Consider the following 17,818-nt stretch of genomic DNA (forward strand, 5'->3'; position numbering starts at 1 on the left):
CAATGTTGCACTTGTTTACATCAGCTTTTGTGATCTGGATACGAGATGAAAGCTCCAGCCTCTTTCCAATCTCTTACAAAGACGTAGCGAGGAGCCGTTCGTATCTGGAAATGACCCATTTGGCCCCGCCATCAGTCCTCCGAACAGAGTTTCCAAAATAGCCAAGGCCGCACAATGCCTCCTGCACAGATTGCAATGATAGCCGTCATCTTCGACCTCGATGGAACACTTGTTGACAGTGAGAACCATCACTTCGCCTCTATGTCTGCGGCAGCCCTATCGATGGGGTGCGAACTATCTGAGGATCTGGCGTCCAGGTTGTCAGGCCTCAGCAGCGAAGCCTGTTACGCTTTGCTTCAGCGTGAAACTCAGCTTTCCGGTTCATGCGGCAATTTCGTGGATGCCAAACATAGGTACTATCTCGATCGGTCCTCATCACTTGCCATACGTGCTGGCGCTCGAGAGGCACTGACATATGTCACGCGAGGAAGTATTCCCTTTGCAATTGCGTCCAACTCAAGCAGGGTTGTGGTTGACACGAACCTTGCTGCCATCGGCATGGACCCCACCAAGGTCATCTCAGTCAGCCGAGACGATGTCGAGCTTGGGAAGCCAAATCCCGACCCGTTCCTTAAGGCCGCGGCCTTACTCGGTGTCGCACCGCAGTCATGTGTGGCTGTTGAGGATAGCGTGCCGGGAGCCATTGCGGCTCACGCCGCAGGCATGCAGGTCATAGGTTGGCCTGAACCGCATCGTTGTCAGATCAGCTTTCCAAGAGGCACGCGTATTGCCAACCCCAAAGCCCTATACCCCACACTGGCTTCCTATTTTGGGGGAGAAAGTTAACCACTGCGCCTTGGCCTGTTCAGCCCAGCTATGCCCATGCCTGCGTTCAGCTGCCCTAACCTGTCGATCTTCCATGTCTTCAAGTGAAGCGGCTAAGGTACAAGTACGCACTATTGGCAAATCGTTCAGGGTGCTCTGGATCATCGTGTTCGGCTACGAGAAGTCTTGCGCCCTCCTGGACCGCGCTTCTTATCACCAAGGGTAATACCAAAATCCCGTCGCCGACGTCGGTCCACTCATGACCCCTTGTTACGGATGTGGCGACATCTTTTATATGCGCGGCGACTAGCCTTGATTTCAAGCGACGGAGCCAGACGATCGGATCTGCACCACTGAGACGTATCCAGCCTATATCTGCTTGCCATTTCAACAGACCACTATCGTCGGAGCGAAACAATTCTTCGATCGGCGAACGGCCAGATTTGAGAAGGTCGAAGCAGTCTCCACCATTATGGAAGCCAAGTTCGATGCCGCTGCCAGAAAATCGTTCTGCCAGAATCCCGAGACGAGATCCCGCTCGTGCCCATTGAGAAGCGTCCCGCACCTTTTGAATTCGCAAATCGTGCACGAAGACGCTTCGAATTCCTACGATGAGGCAGGCATCAAGAATGGAGCCAGCGTTGTCGATGAGGAACTGATACTCGACGTGCAGCGTCGTGCATTCCAGCCCCCGGACATCCAGCATAGTTCTGAAGATCGACGGTTCATGGATATGGATTTGCAGACATTCGACGATCTTAAACCCGGCGTTGCGAGAGGCCTCAAGCTGTGCATCGATGGATCCTAGGCGCCTCATCGAGAAAAGCTGCAGCGCTATCGAAACAGACGCGTGACCCCACAGTGCCGCGTTTGGCACCGCAACCAACGACGGAAACGAACTTGAACCTATTGCTGAGACCATCTGATGCAGCAACGCTCCCCTTGAGATAGCCTGGAGCTTAGCCCGACAGATCGCAGAAGCGCAACGCGTGAGGATGAGCCGGCCATTTCTCACAAGCCAGCAGCGGCCTATCCTCCAAGCAGTTTCCTCAATGCCAGAGGAAACTGGTCATTGCGCGACCGGTCGGTTCTCACCTGAGAGTATGGTCATGAACTGCTCGACAACTCTTTCGGGTGTACCAGCGTCGATCGTTATCACGTCATTCTCGGCCGAAGGATCTTCCAGGGTCTGGAACTGGCTCTCGATCAACGTGGCGGGCATGAAATGCCCAACCCGACCGGCAAGTCGCTGTTTGGCTTCTTCATGGGAGATTCTCAGATAAAGGAACGTCACGCCGTTGCCTGCGAGTGATCGCAATTGATCCCTGTATTGCGCTTTCAACGCGGAGCAGGTGACAACCGGGGGATCACGACTATTGGAGGCTAAGGCGCGACCAATGGTTTCTAACCACGCAGCCCTGTCACTATCGGTCAGTGGTGTGCCAGCGGTCATCTTTGCAATGTTGGTAACGGAATGAAGCTCATCACCCTCCACAAGCCTCTGTTGCAGCCGAGCCGCGACCAAGCGTGCAACCGACGTCTTCCCGCATCCCGACACTCCCATCACGATCACTGGTATCTTGTGCATCTGTGGTACGACCATCATGAAGTCTTCTCATTCCTGTCAGGTAATTTTACGCCTCCGGCGATGCCTCCGTGCCTTAAGCCATTGCTTTACAGACCAATGCCAATTCAGAAGTTGCCGTGCGGCATAAGGCGAGAAATATCGGAACGTGGACATTTCTTGGGTCTCCAATCGTGTCAAATGCAGCGGTCAACCCCGACGGCGACGGTTGCGATAGACGTCAACCGTCACTGCGGCGACGATGATGATGCCCTTGACGATCTCCTGGTAGTAGGCGTCGATGCGAAGGAACGTGAAGCCGGAGGACATTACGCCCAAGATGATGACGCCGATGACTGTGCCGGTGATCCTTCCGATCCCGCCGGCGAGCGAGGTTCCGCCGATAACCGCTGCAGCGATTGCGTCAAGCTCGTAGTTGACGCCCATACCCGATTGCGCTGTCTGGGCACGCGCCGCGGTAACGATTCCAGCGAGCCCTGCGAGCATACCGGCGATCGCATAAACCTTGACGAGGTGAGCTTCCACATTAATGCCGGACACCCGCGCAGCCTGCATGTTCGCGCCGATAGCGTAGGTAAACTTGCCGTATCGTGTGTACCTGAGGACGACATGGAAGATGATCGCGACCGCGATGAACACGACCACCGGCCAGGCACCGGAGCCGATAAAGGTGAACTGGTCCGTCAGACCAGAAATCGGCTGGCCCTTCGTGTACCATTTGGAGATGCCGCGTGCTGCAACCATCATACCGAGCGTGGCAATGAATGGGGGGATGCGAGCGTGGGCAATAAGTGCGCCGTTGATGAATCCCGCTATCGCTCCGAGGATGATGCCGACGCCAATCGGCACGATTGCCGGCATGTCCGTGAAGCCGGGATATAGAGCCCGTGCCCATTCCGAGGACTGCGCTAAACTCGCAGCGATCATTGCGGTCATGGCGACAACGGAGCCTGCTGAGAGATCGATACCGCTGGTGATGATGACCTGAGTGACGCCAATAGCAATGATGCCGACGACAGAAACCTGTAGGATCGTGATCGTCAGCCTCTGCGTGTTTCCAAGAAAGCTCTGACCGATGAAGATCCAGCCCAGCGCCTCATAGATCAGGGCGATCCCAACGAGTACGAGGAAGATATTGAACTCCTGCGGTGGCTTCCATCCCTGCGCAGCAGGGGAGCGCACAATGCCATATTTTTCAACGAGGTTCTTTTCCATAGAATTTGTTCCCTTATTGGTTCTGCTCAACGGGATGCCAGTTCCATCACGGCGACCTGGGTCGCATCGCTTCGCGGCAGGATGCCCGTGACTTTTCCTTCATGCATAACCAGGACGCGATCGCTCATCCCCAAGACTTCGGGAAGTTCGGAAGAGATCAGAATGACTGCCGCGCCGGATTTGGCGAGACTGGAAACGAGGCCGTGGATTTCCGCCTTGGCGCCAACGTCAATGCCCTTGGTGGGCTCGTCGAGAATGAGAATCCTTGGTCCGGTAAGCAGCCACCGTCCAATCAGCACCTTCTGCTGGTTGCCGCCCGACAGATTCTGGATGCTGACGTTGAGGTTGGCCATCTTGATGCGCAGCTTGCGGGCCATCTCGGCGCAATCCACGGCGACAGAGGCTCCCTGAACGAAGCCAGAGCGAGTGTAGCGGGTTTGCAGGGCTGCAATCTGCATGTTTTCGAGAATGTTGAGCGCGAGAAGACAGCCTGTTTCCTTGCGATCCTCCGTGAGGAAGGCCATGCCATGCCCGATCGCATCGCTTGGCTTTTTGACTTCCACCCTCTGTCCATCGATGCGAATTTCGCCAGATGTCGGGGGCGTGACACCGAAGAGCGCTTCCGCAAGGTTCGAACGCCCAGACCCTAGGAGCCCAGCCATCCCGAGTATCTCGCCAGCGCGCAAGTCGAATGAGACGTTTGAGAAAACACCTTCGAGTTCGAGATCTTTCACTGATAGAAGGACATCCCCCAGTTCAACCACCTCTTTGGGGAACATCTGGGAGACTTCTCGGCCCACCATCCGCCGGATGATTTCGTCACGACTGATGGTGCTGGCTGGACGCGTCGATATGTATCGACCGTCACGGTAGATGGAAATTTCGTCAGAGATCTCCAGGATCTCGTTCATTTTGTGCGAAATATAGACGATGCCTTTGCCCTCGGTCCGCAATCCGCTGATGATTTCGAAGAGATGGCTTACCTCCCGGTCCGTCAGGGCCGAAGTCGGTTCATCCATGATCAAGACGTCGGAATCATAGGAGACAGCCTTGGCGATCTCGACCATTTGCCGGCTGGCCACCGACAGTGTTCTGACTTCTGCATCCGCCCGGACGTTGATCCTGAGGCGCTGCAGAAGGTTATCGGTGATGCGGTTCATCTTCTTGTGGTCGATGAGCCCGAGCGCATTGCGGGGCTCTCGGCGTATCCAAATGTTCTCCGCTACAGTCATAGAGGCCATCAGGTTCAATTCCTGATGGATCATGGCGATACCCTTTTCGAGCGCATCCAGCGGCGTCGAGAGCGTAATCTCTTTTCCCTTGAAGTGTAGCGACCCTGCGTCCGGCTGATAAATTCCCGCAAGGATCTTCATCAACGTAGACTTGCCTGCGCCATTTTCGCCCATCAAGGCGTGGACGCTGCCTTTCCGGAGATTGAATTGCGCGCCGTCAAGCGCAACCACGCCTGGAAACTCTTTCCGAATGCCCAACGCACTGAGAAGCAAGCCTTGTTCGGCTGCAGGATCGGTCAATGTGGCGTCGCTCATGACAATTCCTTCCAACGTAAATTGCGCGCGACGTGCCGCCGCGCGCACAATTGTGAGCTTTACTTGAGGAACTCGGCCAGGTTGTCCTTTGTCACCAGCGTCAGCTTCGAGTAGATCTTCTTTTCGGTCGGCTCTCCCTTCACGACCTTGAGTATTGCATCGAGCGCATCCTTGCCCTGAACTGCTGGATCCTGCTGCACGGTCACAGCCATATCGCCAGCTTTCATGGCAACGAGTGCGTCCTGCGTGGCGTCGATCCCCGCGACAACCACATTTGTGGAGCTGCCGGATGCTTTTAGTGCCTGGATTGCGCCGAGGGCCATCTCGTCGTTGTTGGCGATGACGGCATCGAACTGCGTGCCGGCTGTCAACCAGTTGGTAACCAGGTCGAGAGCATTGGTTCTCTGCCAGGCAGCTGTCTGTTCCTCGACGATCTTGATGCCCTTGCACTCGTCCGTCTTGAAGACATTGTGAACAGCTTCGGTACGACCGCGAGCGACAAGTGTGCCCAACTCACCCATCAGGATGACGGCACTGCCTTCGCCGCCTAGTGCCTTGCAGATCGCAGTGGCCTGAAGAGTGCCGGCCTCGATCTGATCGGAGCCTACGAATACTTGCTTCGCCGGCAGATCATCAACGTTGCTCGGCTGGTTGTTTGCGAAGACCATCGGGATGTCCGCCTTGTCGACGGTCTTAGAGATCGTCACACCAGCGTCTGCTTCGACGGGAATGACAATAATTCCGTCGACCTTGCTGGCGATGAAGTTGTCGATCTGGCTCTGCTGCTTGGAAACATCGCCTTGCGCGTCTTCGATCAGCAGCTTGACGTTACCCAGCTCCTTCGCGCGGGCTTCCAGGCCGCTACGAAGAATTGCGAGGAAGTTGTCATCGAAGCGCTGCATGCTGAAACCGATCGTGGTTTCAGCATGCGCGGATGCCGCGATGGTTGCTGCAAATACTGCTGCGAGTGCGAATTTCTTCATGTTCCTGCTCCGGTGGTTGTGTGATCATTCTTTGCCCGCTTTTGCTTTATGCCGGAGCTCTACGGGCTAGCGCTCGCGGGGCGCACATGTACCTGATCGCGGCAATCGACAGACCGCCTCGGCTTGGATCATGTGGGGGAGGTTTTTGCATCGCTGATGCTCGGCTTCAGCCGAGATCACTTGAGGTTTGCGATATTTTTCGAACAGAGCGCCCGCCATTCTCCCAAAATGGCAGTCGCCGCGTCCGATAGGTAAAACGATAAACTAAACTTCGGATTTCTGTCAATCGGCGCGTTCGCAAATTTTTGAAGAAATGTCGCTATTTCCTTCGTTTGAGCGCCGATTCAGCACATATTGCCGGCGTCGCTGCAAAAAAACGGTTTGACAAGGAGCTTTTTAGATGTATCGTTACACCTACTTTGGAGGCGCTCGTCGGAGTGGACGAACATGTCCTCTGTCGCATCCCTATTTCGATGATATCCTTGTCGTTCCGATAGTCTGAACGAGCTGATCATGGATGATAAACATATGGAAACCACGCGGCCGAAGCGAAGCGAACGGCGATCTCAGGGGACGACATCCGTAGATGTTGCAGCCGATCGCGCGACGATTCAGGATGTGGCGAAGGCTGCTGGCGTCTCCAATACGAGCGTCTCCAACTACATGAACGGTAGGTTGGAGCGGCTGGGTCCCGAAACAAGAGCACGGATCGCGGATGCCGTGGGACGGCTCGGCTTCAAGCCAAATCAAGCGGCACGGCAGTTGAAGACCGGCAAGACCAAGGGAATAGCGCTCGTTGTTCCAAGTATCGTCAATCCATTCAACGGCCAGCTGGTTTTCGCAATCGAGCAGGCTGCGGTCAAGGCGGGCTACGCTGTCCATCTCTGCAATACGATGCGCGACAATGCAGTGGAAAAGCGCTTCCTCGAAAACTTGGTCGGGTTGGGTGTCAGCGATCTGATCACCATTGCGCCGCTCAGCACCCGAAAAGGCTTTTACGGGCCGCAAAGCGATTTCTCCGTCGTCGCTATAGACGCGGATCGGCTCGATCTTCGCCTGCCGCGTCTCGATACGATCAACTTCAATCATGAAGTGGCGATCGATCTGGCCGTGGACCACCTCTATGAGCTTGGGCATCGCCGCATTGCTTACGTCACGGATCCAATGATCACGTACAGTCGTCGCAAACGTCTGGCTGGTTTCAAGGCCGCGATGGCAAACAGAGGCCTTCAGAGCGATTTGCTCGTAGAGCTCGATGCAGATCACGGAGCGCGCGATATCGCCGACGCCGAGATGCTGGAAGTTGGTAGAAGTGCAGCACCGGAGGTGTTGAAACTCCGCCCTCGGCCAACTGCGGTTGTGGCTTTCAATGACATGATTGCTCTCGGTCTCCTCGCGAGCTTCAGACAGGCTGGGCTATCCGTACCTGGCGACCTCTCCTTGGTGGGAATAGACGATGTCTGGGTCAGTCAACTGTCCTACCCGGCATTGACGACGGTGCGCCAACCCATTGAGGCGATGGGCGTGGCGGCCGTCGATCGGATCGTAAACCCTTTGGCAGGGGCTGTCGGGGGAGGTTCCGACACACTTTTCCTGCCCGAACTCACTCTGAGGGAGACATGCGGAGAACCGTCCAGCTAAGCGTGCGGTAACAGCAGGTCGCAACAAACATCCAAACCTCCCCATGATTTTGAGCAACTGGCCGGCACATCGCCGCGCCTTAAAGAGAAGGCTTTGCTTGATGGATATCAGTTCCCCCGCCAAGGGCTTGAGCACGGGACTCCGGCTTGCTTGCGACACCGGCGGCACATTCACCGATCTGGTCGTGGAAGACGGCGAGACGATCCGACTGTTCAAGGCGTCTACCACCCCGGATGATCCGGTTCGCGGCGTGCTCGTCGCCTTGCAGCTCGCGGCGGATCACTACAACCTTAACCGAAGCGCCTTCCTCAAGCGCGCTTCCATGTTCGTTCATGGCACGACCCGCGCCATCAACGCGATCATCACCCAGAAAACGGCCAAGACGGCGTTCATCACGACGAAGGGGCACCGGGACATTCTGGTGATCCGTGAAGGCGGTCGTATCGAGCCTTTCAACTTCACTGTCGCGTATCCCGAACCTTATGTTCCGCGCCGCTATACATTCGAGGTCAACGAGCGAATCGATGCCCGCGGCAATGTCGTCTCTGAACTCGATGAGGTCGACTTCATTGAAACGCTGAAGCGCCTAAAAGATCTGAAGATCGAGGCGATTGGAGTTTGTCTTCTCTGGTCGGTGACCAATTCCGTCCACGAGCTGCGCATCGGCGAGCTAATCAAGCAGCACCTTCCGGATGTCCCTTTCACCCTCTCGCATCAGCTCAATCCAACGCTGCGCGAATATCGCCGCGCATCTGCAACGGTTATAGATGCCTCGCTGAAGCCGTTGATGTTCCGTTATCTCGACAGCCTCACGAACCGTCTGAAGGAGGCCGGTTTCGACGGGCGCACTCTGATGGTCACCTCCGGCGGTGGTATCATGGATGCGGAGGCCGTCGCCCGTGCGCCGATCCACTCGATCAATTCCGGTCCGGCAATGGCACCGGTAGCCGGTCGCTACTATGCAGACCGTGACTTCGGCAAATCGATTGCCATCGTCGCCGACACCGGTGGCACCACGTTTGACGTCAGCCTTGTGCGCGACGGCCGTATTCCTTGGAGCCGGGAAACCTGGATCGGTCAGGCGACACGCGGTCATATGACTGGTTTCCCCTCGGTCGACATCAAGAGCATTGGCGCCGGCGGCGGATCGATTGCCTGGGTTGATGACGGCGGGATCCTGCAGCTTGGTCCCCAAAGCGCGGGCTCGACGCCTGGCCCGGTCGCCTATCGCCGCGGCGGCACCGAGCCGACGGTCACCGATTGCGCCATCATTCTTGGCTATATCGATCCCGACTTCTTCCTCGGCGGCGCGATGGTTCTCGACCGAGCAGGAGCGACCGAGGCGCTACGGACCAAGGTTGCAGATCCTCTTAGCATCAGCGTCGAGGAAGCGGCGGCTTCGGTTCTCAAGCTCTCGACCGAAAAAATGGTCGGTGCGGTCGAGGAGATAACCGTCAACCAGGGTATCGATCCGGCATCTGCGCTTCTGGTCGGCGGCGGCGGCGCGGCTGGACTCAATGCTGTCGCCATCGGCAAGCGCCTGCAGTGCGCGGGCGTTCTGATCCCGGAAGCCGGCGCGGTGATGAGCGCTGCCGGGGCCTTGATGTCGGAGCTTTCCTCCGACTACGCACAGTTGAACTTCACTACCAGCGGAAAATTCGACGGTGAGAAGGTCAATGCGGTCCTCGCCGAGTTGGAAGCCCATTGCCAGAGCTTTGCAGCCGGTCCCGGCGCGAATGCGATCGAGCACAGGATCGAATTCTCGGTCGAAGCTCGCTATCCGCACCAGATCTGGGAGATTGACGTGCCCTTGCGTTCCAGCCGCATTTCCTCCGACAGCGACCTGCAGGCACTGAAATCGGCATTCCACCAGATGCACCAGCGCATTTTCGAAATCTCCGATCCGGAATCGGAAGTCGAGTTCGTCACCTGGCGGGCGAAGGTCAGCTGCAAGCTCAAGGAAGCGACCTCAGGATCGCTACCACGCGAAGGTGAATTCACCGGCGGGAAGGCATCGCGGCCGGTCTATTTCAGCGATACCGGCTGGATCGAGGTCCCGGTTCACCGCTTCGAAGCGATGGTTCCGGGCAATCCGGCTCCCGGTCCGTCGATCGTCGAATCCTCATTCACTACGGTTGTCATCGATCCGCAGACCGTAGCCGAACGCACCGCCGGCGGCGGCTTACGCATAACATTCTAACCAGGAATTACCCATGATCAGCTCTCCTTCGAAAAACGCTCCCGACGGCGTGCAGATGGCGATGATCTCCAGCCGCATGGAGACGATTGCCCGCAAAATGCAGAACACCATCTTCCGGACAGCACGCTCCGGCATTCTCAATACGGCGCACGATTTTTCGTGCGTTGTGTTAACGGCCGATTGCCAGATGCTTTCGGCTGCAGAAAGCTTACCGAACCACACACTGATCGGCCCGGACTTGATGTGCCAGGCTGTGCTGAAGCACCATCCCGTCATGAAGCGGGGCGACTGCTTCCTGCACAACAGCCCCTATGAAGGCAATTCTCACGCCGCCGATCACTGCATGATCGTACCGGTCGTCGATGACGCGGGCATGTTGCGCTTCTTCGTGCTTGCAAAGGCCCATCAGGCTGATTGCGGTAACTCACGTCCCTCCACCTATCTCGCCGACGTCAAGGACGTCTACGAGGAAGGTGCGCTGATCTTCTCGGCGACCAAGATCCAGGAAGATTACAAAACAAACCAGGACATCGTGCGCATGTGCGAGGCCCGCATCCGCGTACCGGATCAATGGTGGGGCGACTTCCTGGCGACACTCGGTTCTGTCCGTATCGGTGAACGTGAATTGTTGGCGCTCGGCGAAGAACTCGGCTGGGATATGCTGGAAGGCTATGCATCGCGCTGGTTCGACTATTCCGAGCAGAAGATGATCCAGGCCATCTCGAAGCTGACGACGGGCAAGATCACACTGCATTCGGCGCATGATCCGTTCCTTGGCCTGCCGGACGGCATTCCGGTCAAGGTGGAGGTCGAAATCGATGCGGAAAATGCCCGCATCATGGTCGATCTGACCGACAATCCCGATTGCCAGCCCTGCGGTCTCAACCTGACCGAAGCGACGTCGAAGAGCGCTGCTATGATCGGTATCTTCAACGCGCTTCTGGATCATCATGTGATCCCGAATTCCGGTAGCTTCCGTCGTATCGAGGTGAAGCTCAGAGAAAATTGCTGCGTCGGCATTCCGCGCCATCCGGCATCCTGCTCTGTTGCGACGACTAATCTGGCCGACCACGTGACCAACCCGGTCCAGCGCGCCATTGCCGAACTGTCGGCTGGTTTTGGTCAGGCGGCCACGGGTCCGATCCAGCCGCCAGGCATGGGCGTCATTTCCGGGCGCGATCCCCATAATAATGACGAGCCGTTCATCAACCAGGTCCATATCGGCGTCAGCGGTGGTGCCGGTACGCCGGTCACTGACGGCTTCCTGTCGATCATCCATGCGGGCAATGCCGGCATGTGCCGTATCGACAGCGTCGAGGTCGACGAACTCCACCATCCGATCCTGATCGACGACCGGCATCTGATGGAAGATAGCGAAGGGGCTGGCACCTATCGTGGCGCGCCATCCATTTACAGCGAGTATGGCCCATGGGGTGGTGGTGAACTGACCGTTCTCTATGCGGCTGACGGGACGATCACGCCGGCTGCGGGCGCGCGTGGTGGTGGCTCTGGTGGGACCTGCCGAGCGGCCATGCGCAAGACTGACGGCAGCGTTGTCGAGCTCCCGCCTTGCCATGGCATCACGCTCAAGGCGGGCGAAAAGATCATCTCGCATTCGGCAAGTGGCGGCGGCTACGGCACGCCGACTGAGCGCGATCCAGCCCGCGTCATCCACGATCTGGCTGAAGGCTGGATCAGCATCGAGCGCGCCCGTGCCGTCTATGGCGTTGCCGTCGTGGGCTCACGCGCCACGGATGATCTAGCACTCGACGCCGCCGGAACGGAAAAGCTGCGCGGCAACGTCAAGCAGCTCGCAGCGGCAAGCTGATCGACCGAGACCCAGCTGGCGCCCTTGGCCGGGCCGAGTGGCGCCAGCGTCGAAGCGAACCTATCAGAGGCAAATAAGGGAGGGAATCTCCATGTCGGATTTGGACTGGAGCAGCGGTGCTGCCTATGTCGACGGTCAATATATGCCGCTCAAGGATGCCAAGATCCCGGTAACGGAATGGGGATATCGCCGTTCCGACGTCACCTATGACGTCGTCGGGGTCTACTATGGCGCATTCTTCCGTCTGGACGATCACGTGAAGCGCTTTCGCGCTTCCATGGAAAAGCTCCGCATGAAGCCGGAGGAAAGCGACGATCAGATCAAGGAAATCCTAACCGAGATCGTCACGCGCTCGGGTTATCGCGAAGCATATGTCGCGATGGACTGCCTTCGCTCTCGCCCGCCCCGTGGCGTGCCCCTTCACCCTGCCTATGGCCGCAGCTATCTTATTTGCCACGTCTTGCCCTGGGTCTGGGTTTTCACGCCGGAGCAACAAGAGCGTGGGGTTCACGCGATCATCGGCACTCCCGAGCGGATTGCACCTGAATCCTTCGATCCCACGATCAAGAATTTCCACTGGGGTGACCTCACCCGCGGCAACTTCGAGGCACATGAACAAGGCGCCGAAACTGCCATTCTCCTCGATCGCTATGGCCATGTCACGGAAGGTCCAGGTTATAACGTTTTTGCAGTGTTCGATGGCAAGGTTGTCACGCCGCGTTCCGGCGCGCTCGAAGGAATTACCCGCAAATCGGTGATCGAGCTTTGTCAGATGCTGAGGCTCGAATGCGAGCTACGGGACATCACGCGTGACGAGTTCGAAAACGCGGACGAAATCTTCTGCTCTACAACAGCCGGCGGCATCATGCCGATCAGCAAGCTCGGCAGCCGCATTCTCGGAAATGGCCGGCCGGGTCCGATCTCGACCCTTCTCAAAGACACCTTCTGGGAAAAGCGCAAGCAGGGCTGGCACGCAACCCCCATCGCCTATGAATAACGGCATCTCAAACGGACCAACTCGGTCAAGGTGGCCTGGCCTGGCGATCGATCCAATGCAAAGCAAGTGAGTTAGCTTCATGCAGCAATCCATTTTCGACCTCAGCGGCAAGACCGCGCTGGTGACCGGTTCTAGTCAGGGCATCGGGTTGGCGCTCGCAAGAGGGCTGGCCCAGAATGGCGCCAAGATTATCCTCAACGGACGGAGCACCGAGAAACTCGCAGCCGCCCAAAACCAGTTACGGACCGAGAACCTTCTTTGCGAGGTCTGTTCGTTCGACGTCACGGACGCACAATCGAGCGCATCCGGTATTGCTGAGATTGAGGCATCCGTCGGATCGGTGGACATTCTTATCAACAATGCCGGGATGCAGTTTCGCTCACCCCTGGAAGACTTTCCGGTTGAAAAATGGGAAGAGCTGCTTAGGACAAACGTATCCAGTGCGTTTTACGTGAGCAGGGCTGTCGCGGGGGGCATGATCTCTCGCCGCCAGGGAAAGATCATCAATATCGCATCCGTTCAGAGCGAGCTCGCCCGTCCTGGAATTGCTCCCTATACCGCGACGAAAGGAGCCATCCGTAATCTTACCAGGGGGATGTGCACGGACTGGGCAAAATACGGACTGCAGATCAATGCGATCGCGCCGGGTTACTTCAAGACGCCGCTCAATAAAGCTCTCGTCAAGAGTGAAGAATTCTCGGAATGGCTTCAGAAACGCACGCCCGCCGGCAGGTGGGGAGAGGTGGACGAACTTGTCGGCGCCGCGGTCTTCCTATCCAGCCCAGCCTCTTCGTTCATCAATGGCCACACGCTCTACGTCGATGGCGGCATAACCGCCAGTCTTTGAAATCGGAACCGACCGACCACAACCACTGTCTTTCGGAGAAATTGATGTCGCTCCGGGAACGACGAAATCGAAACACAGCTCGACCAGAGCAAGGGCGCCGCAGTTGCAGACAGATCGCCGCAAACGGAGAACCATTCCAATGACAAAACTCTCTGAAATTCACGCCGAAGCCAGCAAATATTTCATTGGTGGTGCTTCTGCAGGGCAACGTTATAACGCGCCGCTGGGCCAGCCGCTCTACATCACTCGCGCTGATGGCAGCAGATTTTGGGACGCTGATGGAAACGAGTTCATCGATTTCCATACTGGGGCGGGCGCCGCCCTATTTGGACATAACAACCCGCGTATCCGCGAGGCCATTGGCAAGGCCCTGGATGCAGGTTTCTTCATGAATTTCGACACGGAATACCACACGCAACTCGCCCGGTTGCTTCAGCACTTTTTCCCTAGCTGTGAACGGTTCCGGTTGCTGAACACCGGCGCGGAAGCAACACAGTCCGCAATCCGGTTGGCCCGCGCCCATACCGGTCGCGACAAAGTGCTGCGGTTCGAGGGCCATTTTCACGGCATGTACGAAAGCATCTGGTTCAACCATAATATGGTGAGCAATGTTGACGGGCGCGGTGAGGTCGAGACGAACGCGGATTCCGAAGGGTTTCCGATCCACGCCAAGGATGGTGTCGTCAACGTCATCTTCAATGACGTCGAGGCGGTTGAGCACGCAATCAGGAAGTACAGAGATGAGCTCGCATGCGTCATCCTTGAGCCTATCAGCTATAATTGCGGATGCCTTGAGGCGCGTGGGGAATATCTTCGCGCCGTGCGGGAGATTTGTACGCGAGAGAATATCGTCCTGATCTTCGACGAGGTCGTCAGCGGATTGCGGATGCGTCCGGGCAGCGCTCAGAAGTATTACGGCATCCTGCCTGACATGACCGCCATGGCGAAAGCAATTGGGGGTGGCCTGTCCATCGCGGCTGTCGGCGGCACAAAAGAAATCATGCAGCACGTCAATCCGACCGGGAATGCCGCAGTCAGCGGCACGTATAGCGGTGCGCTCATGCCAGTGCTGGCGAGCATCGCCTGCCTGACCATGGCCAGCGAAGACGGTTTCTACGATCGCATCGAGGCTATTGGAGGGAAGTTGTTCACCGGCATCGATGACCTTCTGTCCAAGCATAAGATTGCCGGTCACGTGCGGGGCGTCGGCGCCCGCTTTGGTATCTACTTCGGCGTCGAAAATCCGCAAGACGACTTCGACTTCCGCAAGGTCGCTGCATTACAAGACAGGGCGACCTACAAGAAATTCGTGACCGAGTGCGTGAACAATAGGCTCTGGTTTCATGATACCGCCGGCCCTGTGTCACCGGCTCATTACGGCTTCACAATCGCCCACACGGCAAAAGACATTGACGAAACCCTCAACCGTCTGGATAAAATCTTCAAAAAGATCGCGTAGGGAAGCTAGGCCGTTGATATTTCCGAATGAGGCGTTAGCGCCCACGTCTTTCAATTTGATAACTCGGTGGTGCGGTAATCCTCCCCGTTTTAACGGGGTTCAGCGATAGAATTCACGCGACCATTTTCAGTTTCTGAGCGGGTGTGATGCCGCCAATTCCCATGTTGGGTCGTTCGTGGTTGTATGTCCAAAGCCACTCCGTGGCGATCTGCTGCACCTCCGTTATGCTGTCAAAAATATACAGATCAAGCCATTCATGCCGGACCGTTCAATGGTAGCGCTCGACATAGTGAGGCTTGCCGGGCTGGATGTAGTTCAATGCGATTCCCTGGCTCTCGGCATTCGGTGAGGGTTGAAATGACATATTCAGCGCCGTAACACCTTCGGAAGTTTGCGCTGAATGAGGCTTTGACCAGTTGCATAGCCCTTATCAGGCGAAGCAGGTGGTCATAGCCAGGCCTAAGGTCTCACAGTGGTTTTGCGAAGCCACACTGTAAAGGAGACCGGCTATGACCGTTTATGGCGCTTTCTTTTTGACCGCCTCAGCTTTGCATGCGCGGACAGGCAACTTTGTCGGCGCAATGTCTTCGCTGACGGGGGGCGCCTTCAGCCAGCGGATGATCGCGTCCAAGGCCGGCCGCAGTTGTTTCTTCAGCTCGGCTGTCATGTCGGCTTCGATCCCGCAGGCGTCTCCAATCGCGATCCAATCGAGATGGCCGTTCAGGATCGGTGGCCGTTTGCGGTAAATGATCAGGCTGATCAGATAGGAGCGGACATTCTCTAGAACCCGCTTTGAGGATATCGGTGCAATACGCACTTCGCAGAATTCCGAAATTTTTCGCTGAAAATGACGTGATGAAAGATCGTGTTTGGGCATGCTCATTCCGTTTCTCTCCGGCACCAGTACCGAGGGCGAGCGGGAATAGGAGCATGCTTTTAAAAAAGCATGTATGGTGGGCAGACCCGCCGGCTGTGGCACTACCATTCAGAAAACAGCGTAAATGACATATAAACGGATCAATTTTTAGATTATGATGCGTATTTATATCTTTTTGGTTGACCGATCCTGGAATGTTTGAGATAGCTTTGCCTTACTCCACGGAGAATGGTGGGATAGGTAGATGGCACGGTCTGAGTCAGAATCGTTGCTGGAGATCGGGCAGTTGCTGAAGGCTACGCGTAAAGTCCGGCAATTGACCCAAGAGCAGGTTGCCGACATGGCGGGTATATCGCGTCCCCGCTATAGAGAGATAGAAGCCGGAAGCAGTTCTGCGCGCACGACGACACTGATCAATATCGCCCGCGCTCTCGGGCTTGAATTGATGCTCATACCGCAAGCCATGGTGCCGGCCGTTGGCGCGCTGCTGCGGCCTCAGGATGATCTCGACGATCTGCCGGCATTCATGGCTCACCCAGATGAGGATGAGAATGTCTGAAGCTTCATCCGATCCGAAATCCATCTCGTCGCTCGACGTGCTGTTGAACGACGTGAAGGTCGGCACGATCGTCAGAACGCCCGGCGACTTCAACGCCTTCAGCTTCGCGGAGAGCTATCGTGAAACGGGCGGCTTTCCGGTGCTCAGTCTGTCTTTTCGCGCAGCCACTGGCGGATTGCGCAAGGACCCGAAACCCGTAGCCCGTGCGTTGCCGGCATTCTTTGCCAATCTGCTCCCCGAAGACAAGCTGCGCGAGGCGATGGAAAAACACCATGCGGGGAGTGTTCGCGCAGGAAACGATTTCGACCTGCTTGTTGCGCTCGGGTCGGATCTGCCAGGTGCGGTCCGCGTCGTGCCGAGCGACGGAACGGTTATGCGTCTCGACAACCTGCCTGCTTCCAAACCGAAAGCCCGGTTCTCGCTTGCCGGTGTTCAGATGAAGCTTTCGGTGATCAAGAACACGGGCAAGGGCGGTGGATTGACGCTGCCGCTCGGCGACGACCAGGGATCCTACATCGCCAAGTTTCCATCGACCTCATTTCCCGGCGTGTCGGAAAATGAATATGCCAACCTCGCATTGGCTGAAGCGATCGGCATGGAGGTTCCCGAACGTGAACTGGTCGAGCAATCGGAGTTCGAGGGTATACCGAAGGAATTCGAGACGCTGTCGGCTGGAAAAGTCCTGCTTGTCAAACGCTTCGACCGTGGCGCAAACGGTGAGCGGATCCATATCGAGGATTTCGCCCAGGTGTTCGGCGTCTATCCTTCGCGGAAGTACGAAGGTGCCGCCTATCATGATATCGCTGCAGCCTTGAACGTTGCCGTTTCGTCCACCGCTGCTCTCGAGTTCGTCCGCCGGCTGGCTCTGGCTGCCATAACCGGCAATGGCGACATGCACCTGAAGAACTGGTCATTGATCTATCGCGAGACAGGCGACAAACCGCAACTCGCGCCTGTCTATGACGTGCTCTCGACGGTCCCTTACATCCCCGCGGATGCCATGGCTCTGTCGCTTGCCGGCGAGCGCCACTTCAAGGCGCTGAACGTACAGCGGTGGAAAGCCTTCTCCAACCGCGCACGCCTGCCGGAAGCCGCAGTTCTCGGGGCGGTGGTCGACACGGTTGAGCTCGTCAATCAGCTGTGGTGGTCACTGCCGGATCGGAAAGTTGTTCCGGCGAAGGTTCTCGAGCGCATCGATACTCACGTGCGGCTGATGACACCAATCCTCGGTACGTGTGCAGACTGAGGCCATCCG

At 56.9% G+C, this 17,818-nt stretch carries 13 protein-coding genes and 2 pseudogenes; 8 read left to right on the forward strand and 7 right to left on the reverse strand.

Annotated elements, in window-relative coordinates; translation table 11 throughout:
* Positions 1–925: 925 nt before the first annotated feature.
* From EDE09_RS20440 to EDE09_RS20460, 5 genes are all read right to left on the reverse strand, one after another.
* Entirely contained in the window at positions 926–1,759 is an 834-nt protein-coding gene (locus tag EDE09_RS20440) for a sugar phosphate isomerase/epimerase (RefSeq protein ID WP_132412687.1), read from the reverse strand.
* Positions 1,760–1,894: 135 nt separating this feature from the next.
* Positions 1,895–2,431 (reverse strand): gluconokinase, encoded by a 537-nt coding sequence (locus EDE09_RS20445; protein WP_132412689.1) that lies wholly within the window; start codon positions 2,429–2,431, stop codon positions 1,895–1,897.
* Between the two features lie 168 nt (positions 2,432–2,599).
* Positions 2,600–3,625 carry an ABC transporter permease gene (locus EDE09_RS20450; protein WP_112803394.1) on the reverse strand — a complete coding sequence of 342 codons (1,026 nt, stop codon included), beginning with the start codon at positions 3,623–3,625 and terminating at the stop codon, positions 2,600–2,602.
* 26 nt (positions 3,626–3,651) lie between these two features.
* The gene (locus EDE09_RS20455) at positions 3,652–5,172 is read right to left on the reverse strand and encodes a sugar ABC transporter ATP-binding protein (RefSeq protein WP_132412691.1); all 1,521 of its coding nucleotides are present in this window, start codon (positions 5,170–5,172) and stop codon (positions 3,652–3,654) included.
* 59 nt (positions 5,173–5,231) lie between these two features.
* A complete protein-coding gene (locus tag EDE09_RS20460) occupies positions 5,232–6,155 on the reverse strand; it encodes a substrate-binding domain-containing protein (protein WP_132412693.1) in 924 nt (307 codons plus the stop codon).
* 513 nt (positions 6,156–6,668) lie between these two features.
* Here EDE09_RS20460 and EDE09_RS20465 point away from each other — a divergent pair.
* From EDE09_RS20465 to EDE09_RS20490, 6 genes are all read left to right on the forward strand, one after another.
* Positions 6,669–7,796, forward strand: a complete 1,128-nt coding sequence (locus EDE09_RS20465; protein WP_112803388.1) for a LacI family DNA-binding transcriptional regulator — start codon at positions 6,669–6,671, stop codon at positions 7,794–7,796.
* Between the two features lie 100 nt (positions 7,797–7,896).
* Positions 7,897–9,996: a hydantoinase/oxoprolinase family protein gene (locus EDE09_RS20470; RefSeq protein WP_132412695.1), complete on the forward strand. Its 2,100-nt coding sequence runs from the start codon at positions 7,897–7,899 to the stop codon at positions 9,994–9,996.
* Positions 9,997–10,009: 13 nt separating this feature from the next.
* Positions 10,010–11,824: a hydantoinase B/oxoprolinase family protein gene (locus EDE09_RS20475; protein WP_132412697.1), complete on the forward strand. Its 1,815-nt coding sequence runs from the start codon at positions 10,010–10,012 to the stop codon at positions 11,822–11,824.
* A 91-nt stretch (positions 11,825–11,915) separates the two neighbouring features.
* On the forward strand, positions 11,916–12,821 hold the full coding sequence (locus tag EDE09_RS20480) for an aminotransferase class IV (protein WP_112803382.1): 906 nt from the start codon (positions 11,916–11,918) through the stop codon (positions 12,819–12,821).
* 79 nt (positions 12,822–12,900) lie between these two features.
* Positions 12,901–13,668: an SDR family oxidoreductase gene (locus EDE09_RS20485; RefSeq protein ID WP_112803380.1), complete on the forward strand. Its 768-nt coding sequence runs from the start codon at positions 12,901–12,903 to the stop codon at positions 13,666–13,668.
* Between the two features lie 139 nt (positions 13,669–13,807).
* Positions 13,808–15,127, forward strand: coding sequence for an aminotransferase class III-fold pyridoxal phosphate-dependent enzyme (locus EDE09_RS20490; protein WP_132412699.1), 1,320 nt, complete (start codon positions 13,808–13,810; stop codon positions 15,125–15,127).
* 112 nt (positions 15,128–15,239) lie between these two features.
* Here the strand turns inward: EDE09_RS20490 and EDE09_RS20495 are convergent.
* Together EDE09_RS20495 and EDE09_RS28970 are read right to left on the reverse strand one after the other, a co-directional pair.
* A pseudogene (locus tag EDE09_RS20495) lies at positions 15,240–15,501 on the reverse strand (transposase); the annotation flags it as partial.
* A 209-nt stretch (positions 15,502–15,710) separates the two neighbouring features.
* Positions 15,711–16,010, reverse strand: a pseudogene (locus tag EDE09_RS28970) (hypothetical protein); the annotation flags it as partial.
* A gap of 238 nt (positions 16,011–16,248) precedes the next feature.
* Between EDE09_RS28970 and EDE09_RS20505 the strand changes: the two are divergent.
* Both EDE09_RS20505 and EDE09_RS20510 read left to right on the forward strand, forming a co-directional pair.
* Complete coding sequence (locus EDE09_RS20505) at positions 16,249–16,563, forward strand: helix-turn-helix domain-containing protein (RefSeq protein ID WP_112803376.1); 315 nt, start codon at positions 16,249–16,251, stop codon at positions 16,561–16,563.
* Entirely contained in the window at positions 16,556–17,809 is a 1,254-nt protein-coding gene (locus tag EDE09_RS20510) for a HipA domain-containing protein (protein WP_105375115.1), read from the forward strand. The genes EDE09_RS20505 and EDE09_RS20510 overlap by 8 nt, the downstream gene beginning before the upstream one ends.
* Positions 17,810–17,818 lie beyond the last annotated feature (9 nt).

Source organism: Neorhizobium sp. S3-V5DH, assembly GCF_004343065.1.
Lineage (GTDB): Bacteria > Pseudomonadota > Alphaproteobacteria > Rhizobiales > Rhizobiaceae > Neorhizobium > Neorhizobium huautlense.

Excerpts from the sequence above, each read along its gene's own strand:
- EDE09_RS20510 (WP_105375115.1), top strand. The coding sequence starts at position 16,556 with ATGTCTGAAGCTTCATCCGATCCGAAATCCATCTCGTCGCTCGACGTG.
- EDE09_RS20455 (WP_132412691.1), bottom strand. The coding sequence starts at position 5,172 with ATGAGCGACGCCACATTGACCGATCCTGCAGCCGAACAAGGCTTGCTT.
- EDE09_RS20465 (WP_112803388.1), top strand. The coding sequence starts at position 6,669 with ATGGATGATAAACATATGGAAACCACGCGGCCGAAGCGAAGCGAACGG.
- EDE09_RS20475 (WP_132412697.1), top strand. The coding sequence starts at position 10,010 with ATGATCAGCTCTCCTTCGAAAAACGCTCCCGACGGCGTGCAGATGGCG.
- EDE09_RS20460 (WP_132412693.1), bottom strand. The coding sequence starts at position 6,155 with ATGAAGAAATTCGCACTCGCAGCAGTATTTGCAGCAACCATCGCGGCA.
- EDE09_RS20505 (WP_112803376.1), top strand. The coding sequence starts at position 16,249 with ATGGCACGGTCTGAGTCAGAATCGTTGCTGGAGATCGGGCAGTTGCTG.
- EDE09_RS20485 (WP_112803380.1), top strand. The coding sequence starts at position 12,901 with ATGCAGCAATCCATTTTCGACCTCAGCGGCAAGACCGCGCTGGTGACC.
- EDE09_RS20445 (WP_132412689.1), bottom strand. The coding sequence starts at position 2,431 with ATGATGGTCGTACCACAGATGCACAAGATACCAGTGATCGTGATGGGA.
- EDE09_RS20470 (WP_132412695.1), top strand. The coding sequence starts at position 7,897 with ATGGATATCAGTTCCCCCGCCAAGGGCTTGAGCACGGGACTCCGGCTT.
- EDE09_RS20450 (WP_112803394.1), bottom strand. The coding sequence starts at position 3,625 with ATGGAAAAGAACCTCGTTGAAAAATATGGCATTGTGCGCTCCCCTGCT.
- EDE09_RS20490 (WP_132412699.1), top strand. The coding sequence starts at position 13,808 with ATGACAAAACTCTCTGAAATTCACGCCGAAGCCAGCAAATATTTCATT.
- EDE09_RS20480 (WP_112803382.1), top strand. The coding sequence starts at position 11,916 with ATGTCGGATTTGGACTGGAGCAGCGGTGCTGCCTATGTCGACGGTCAA.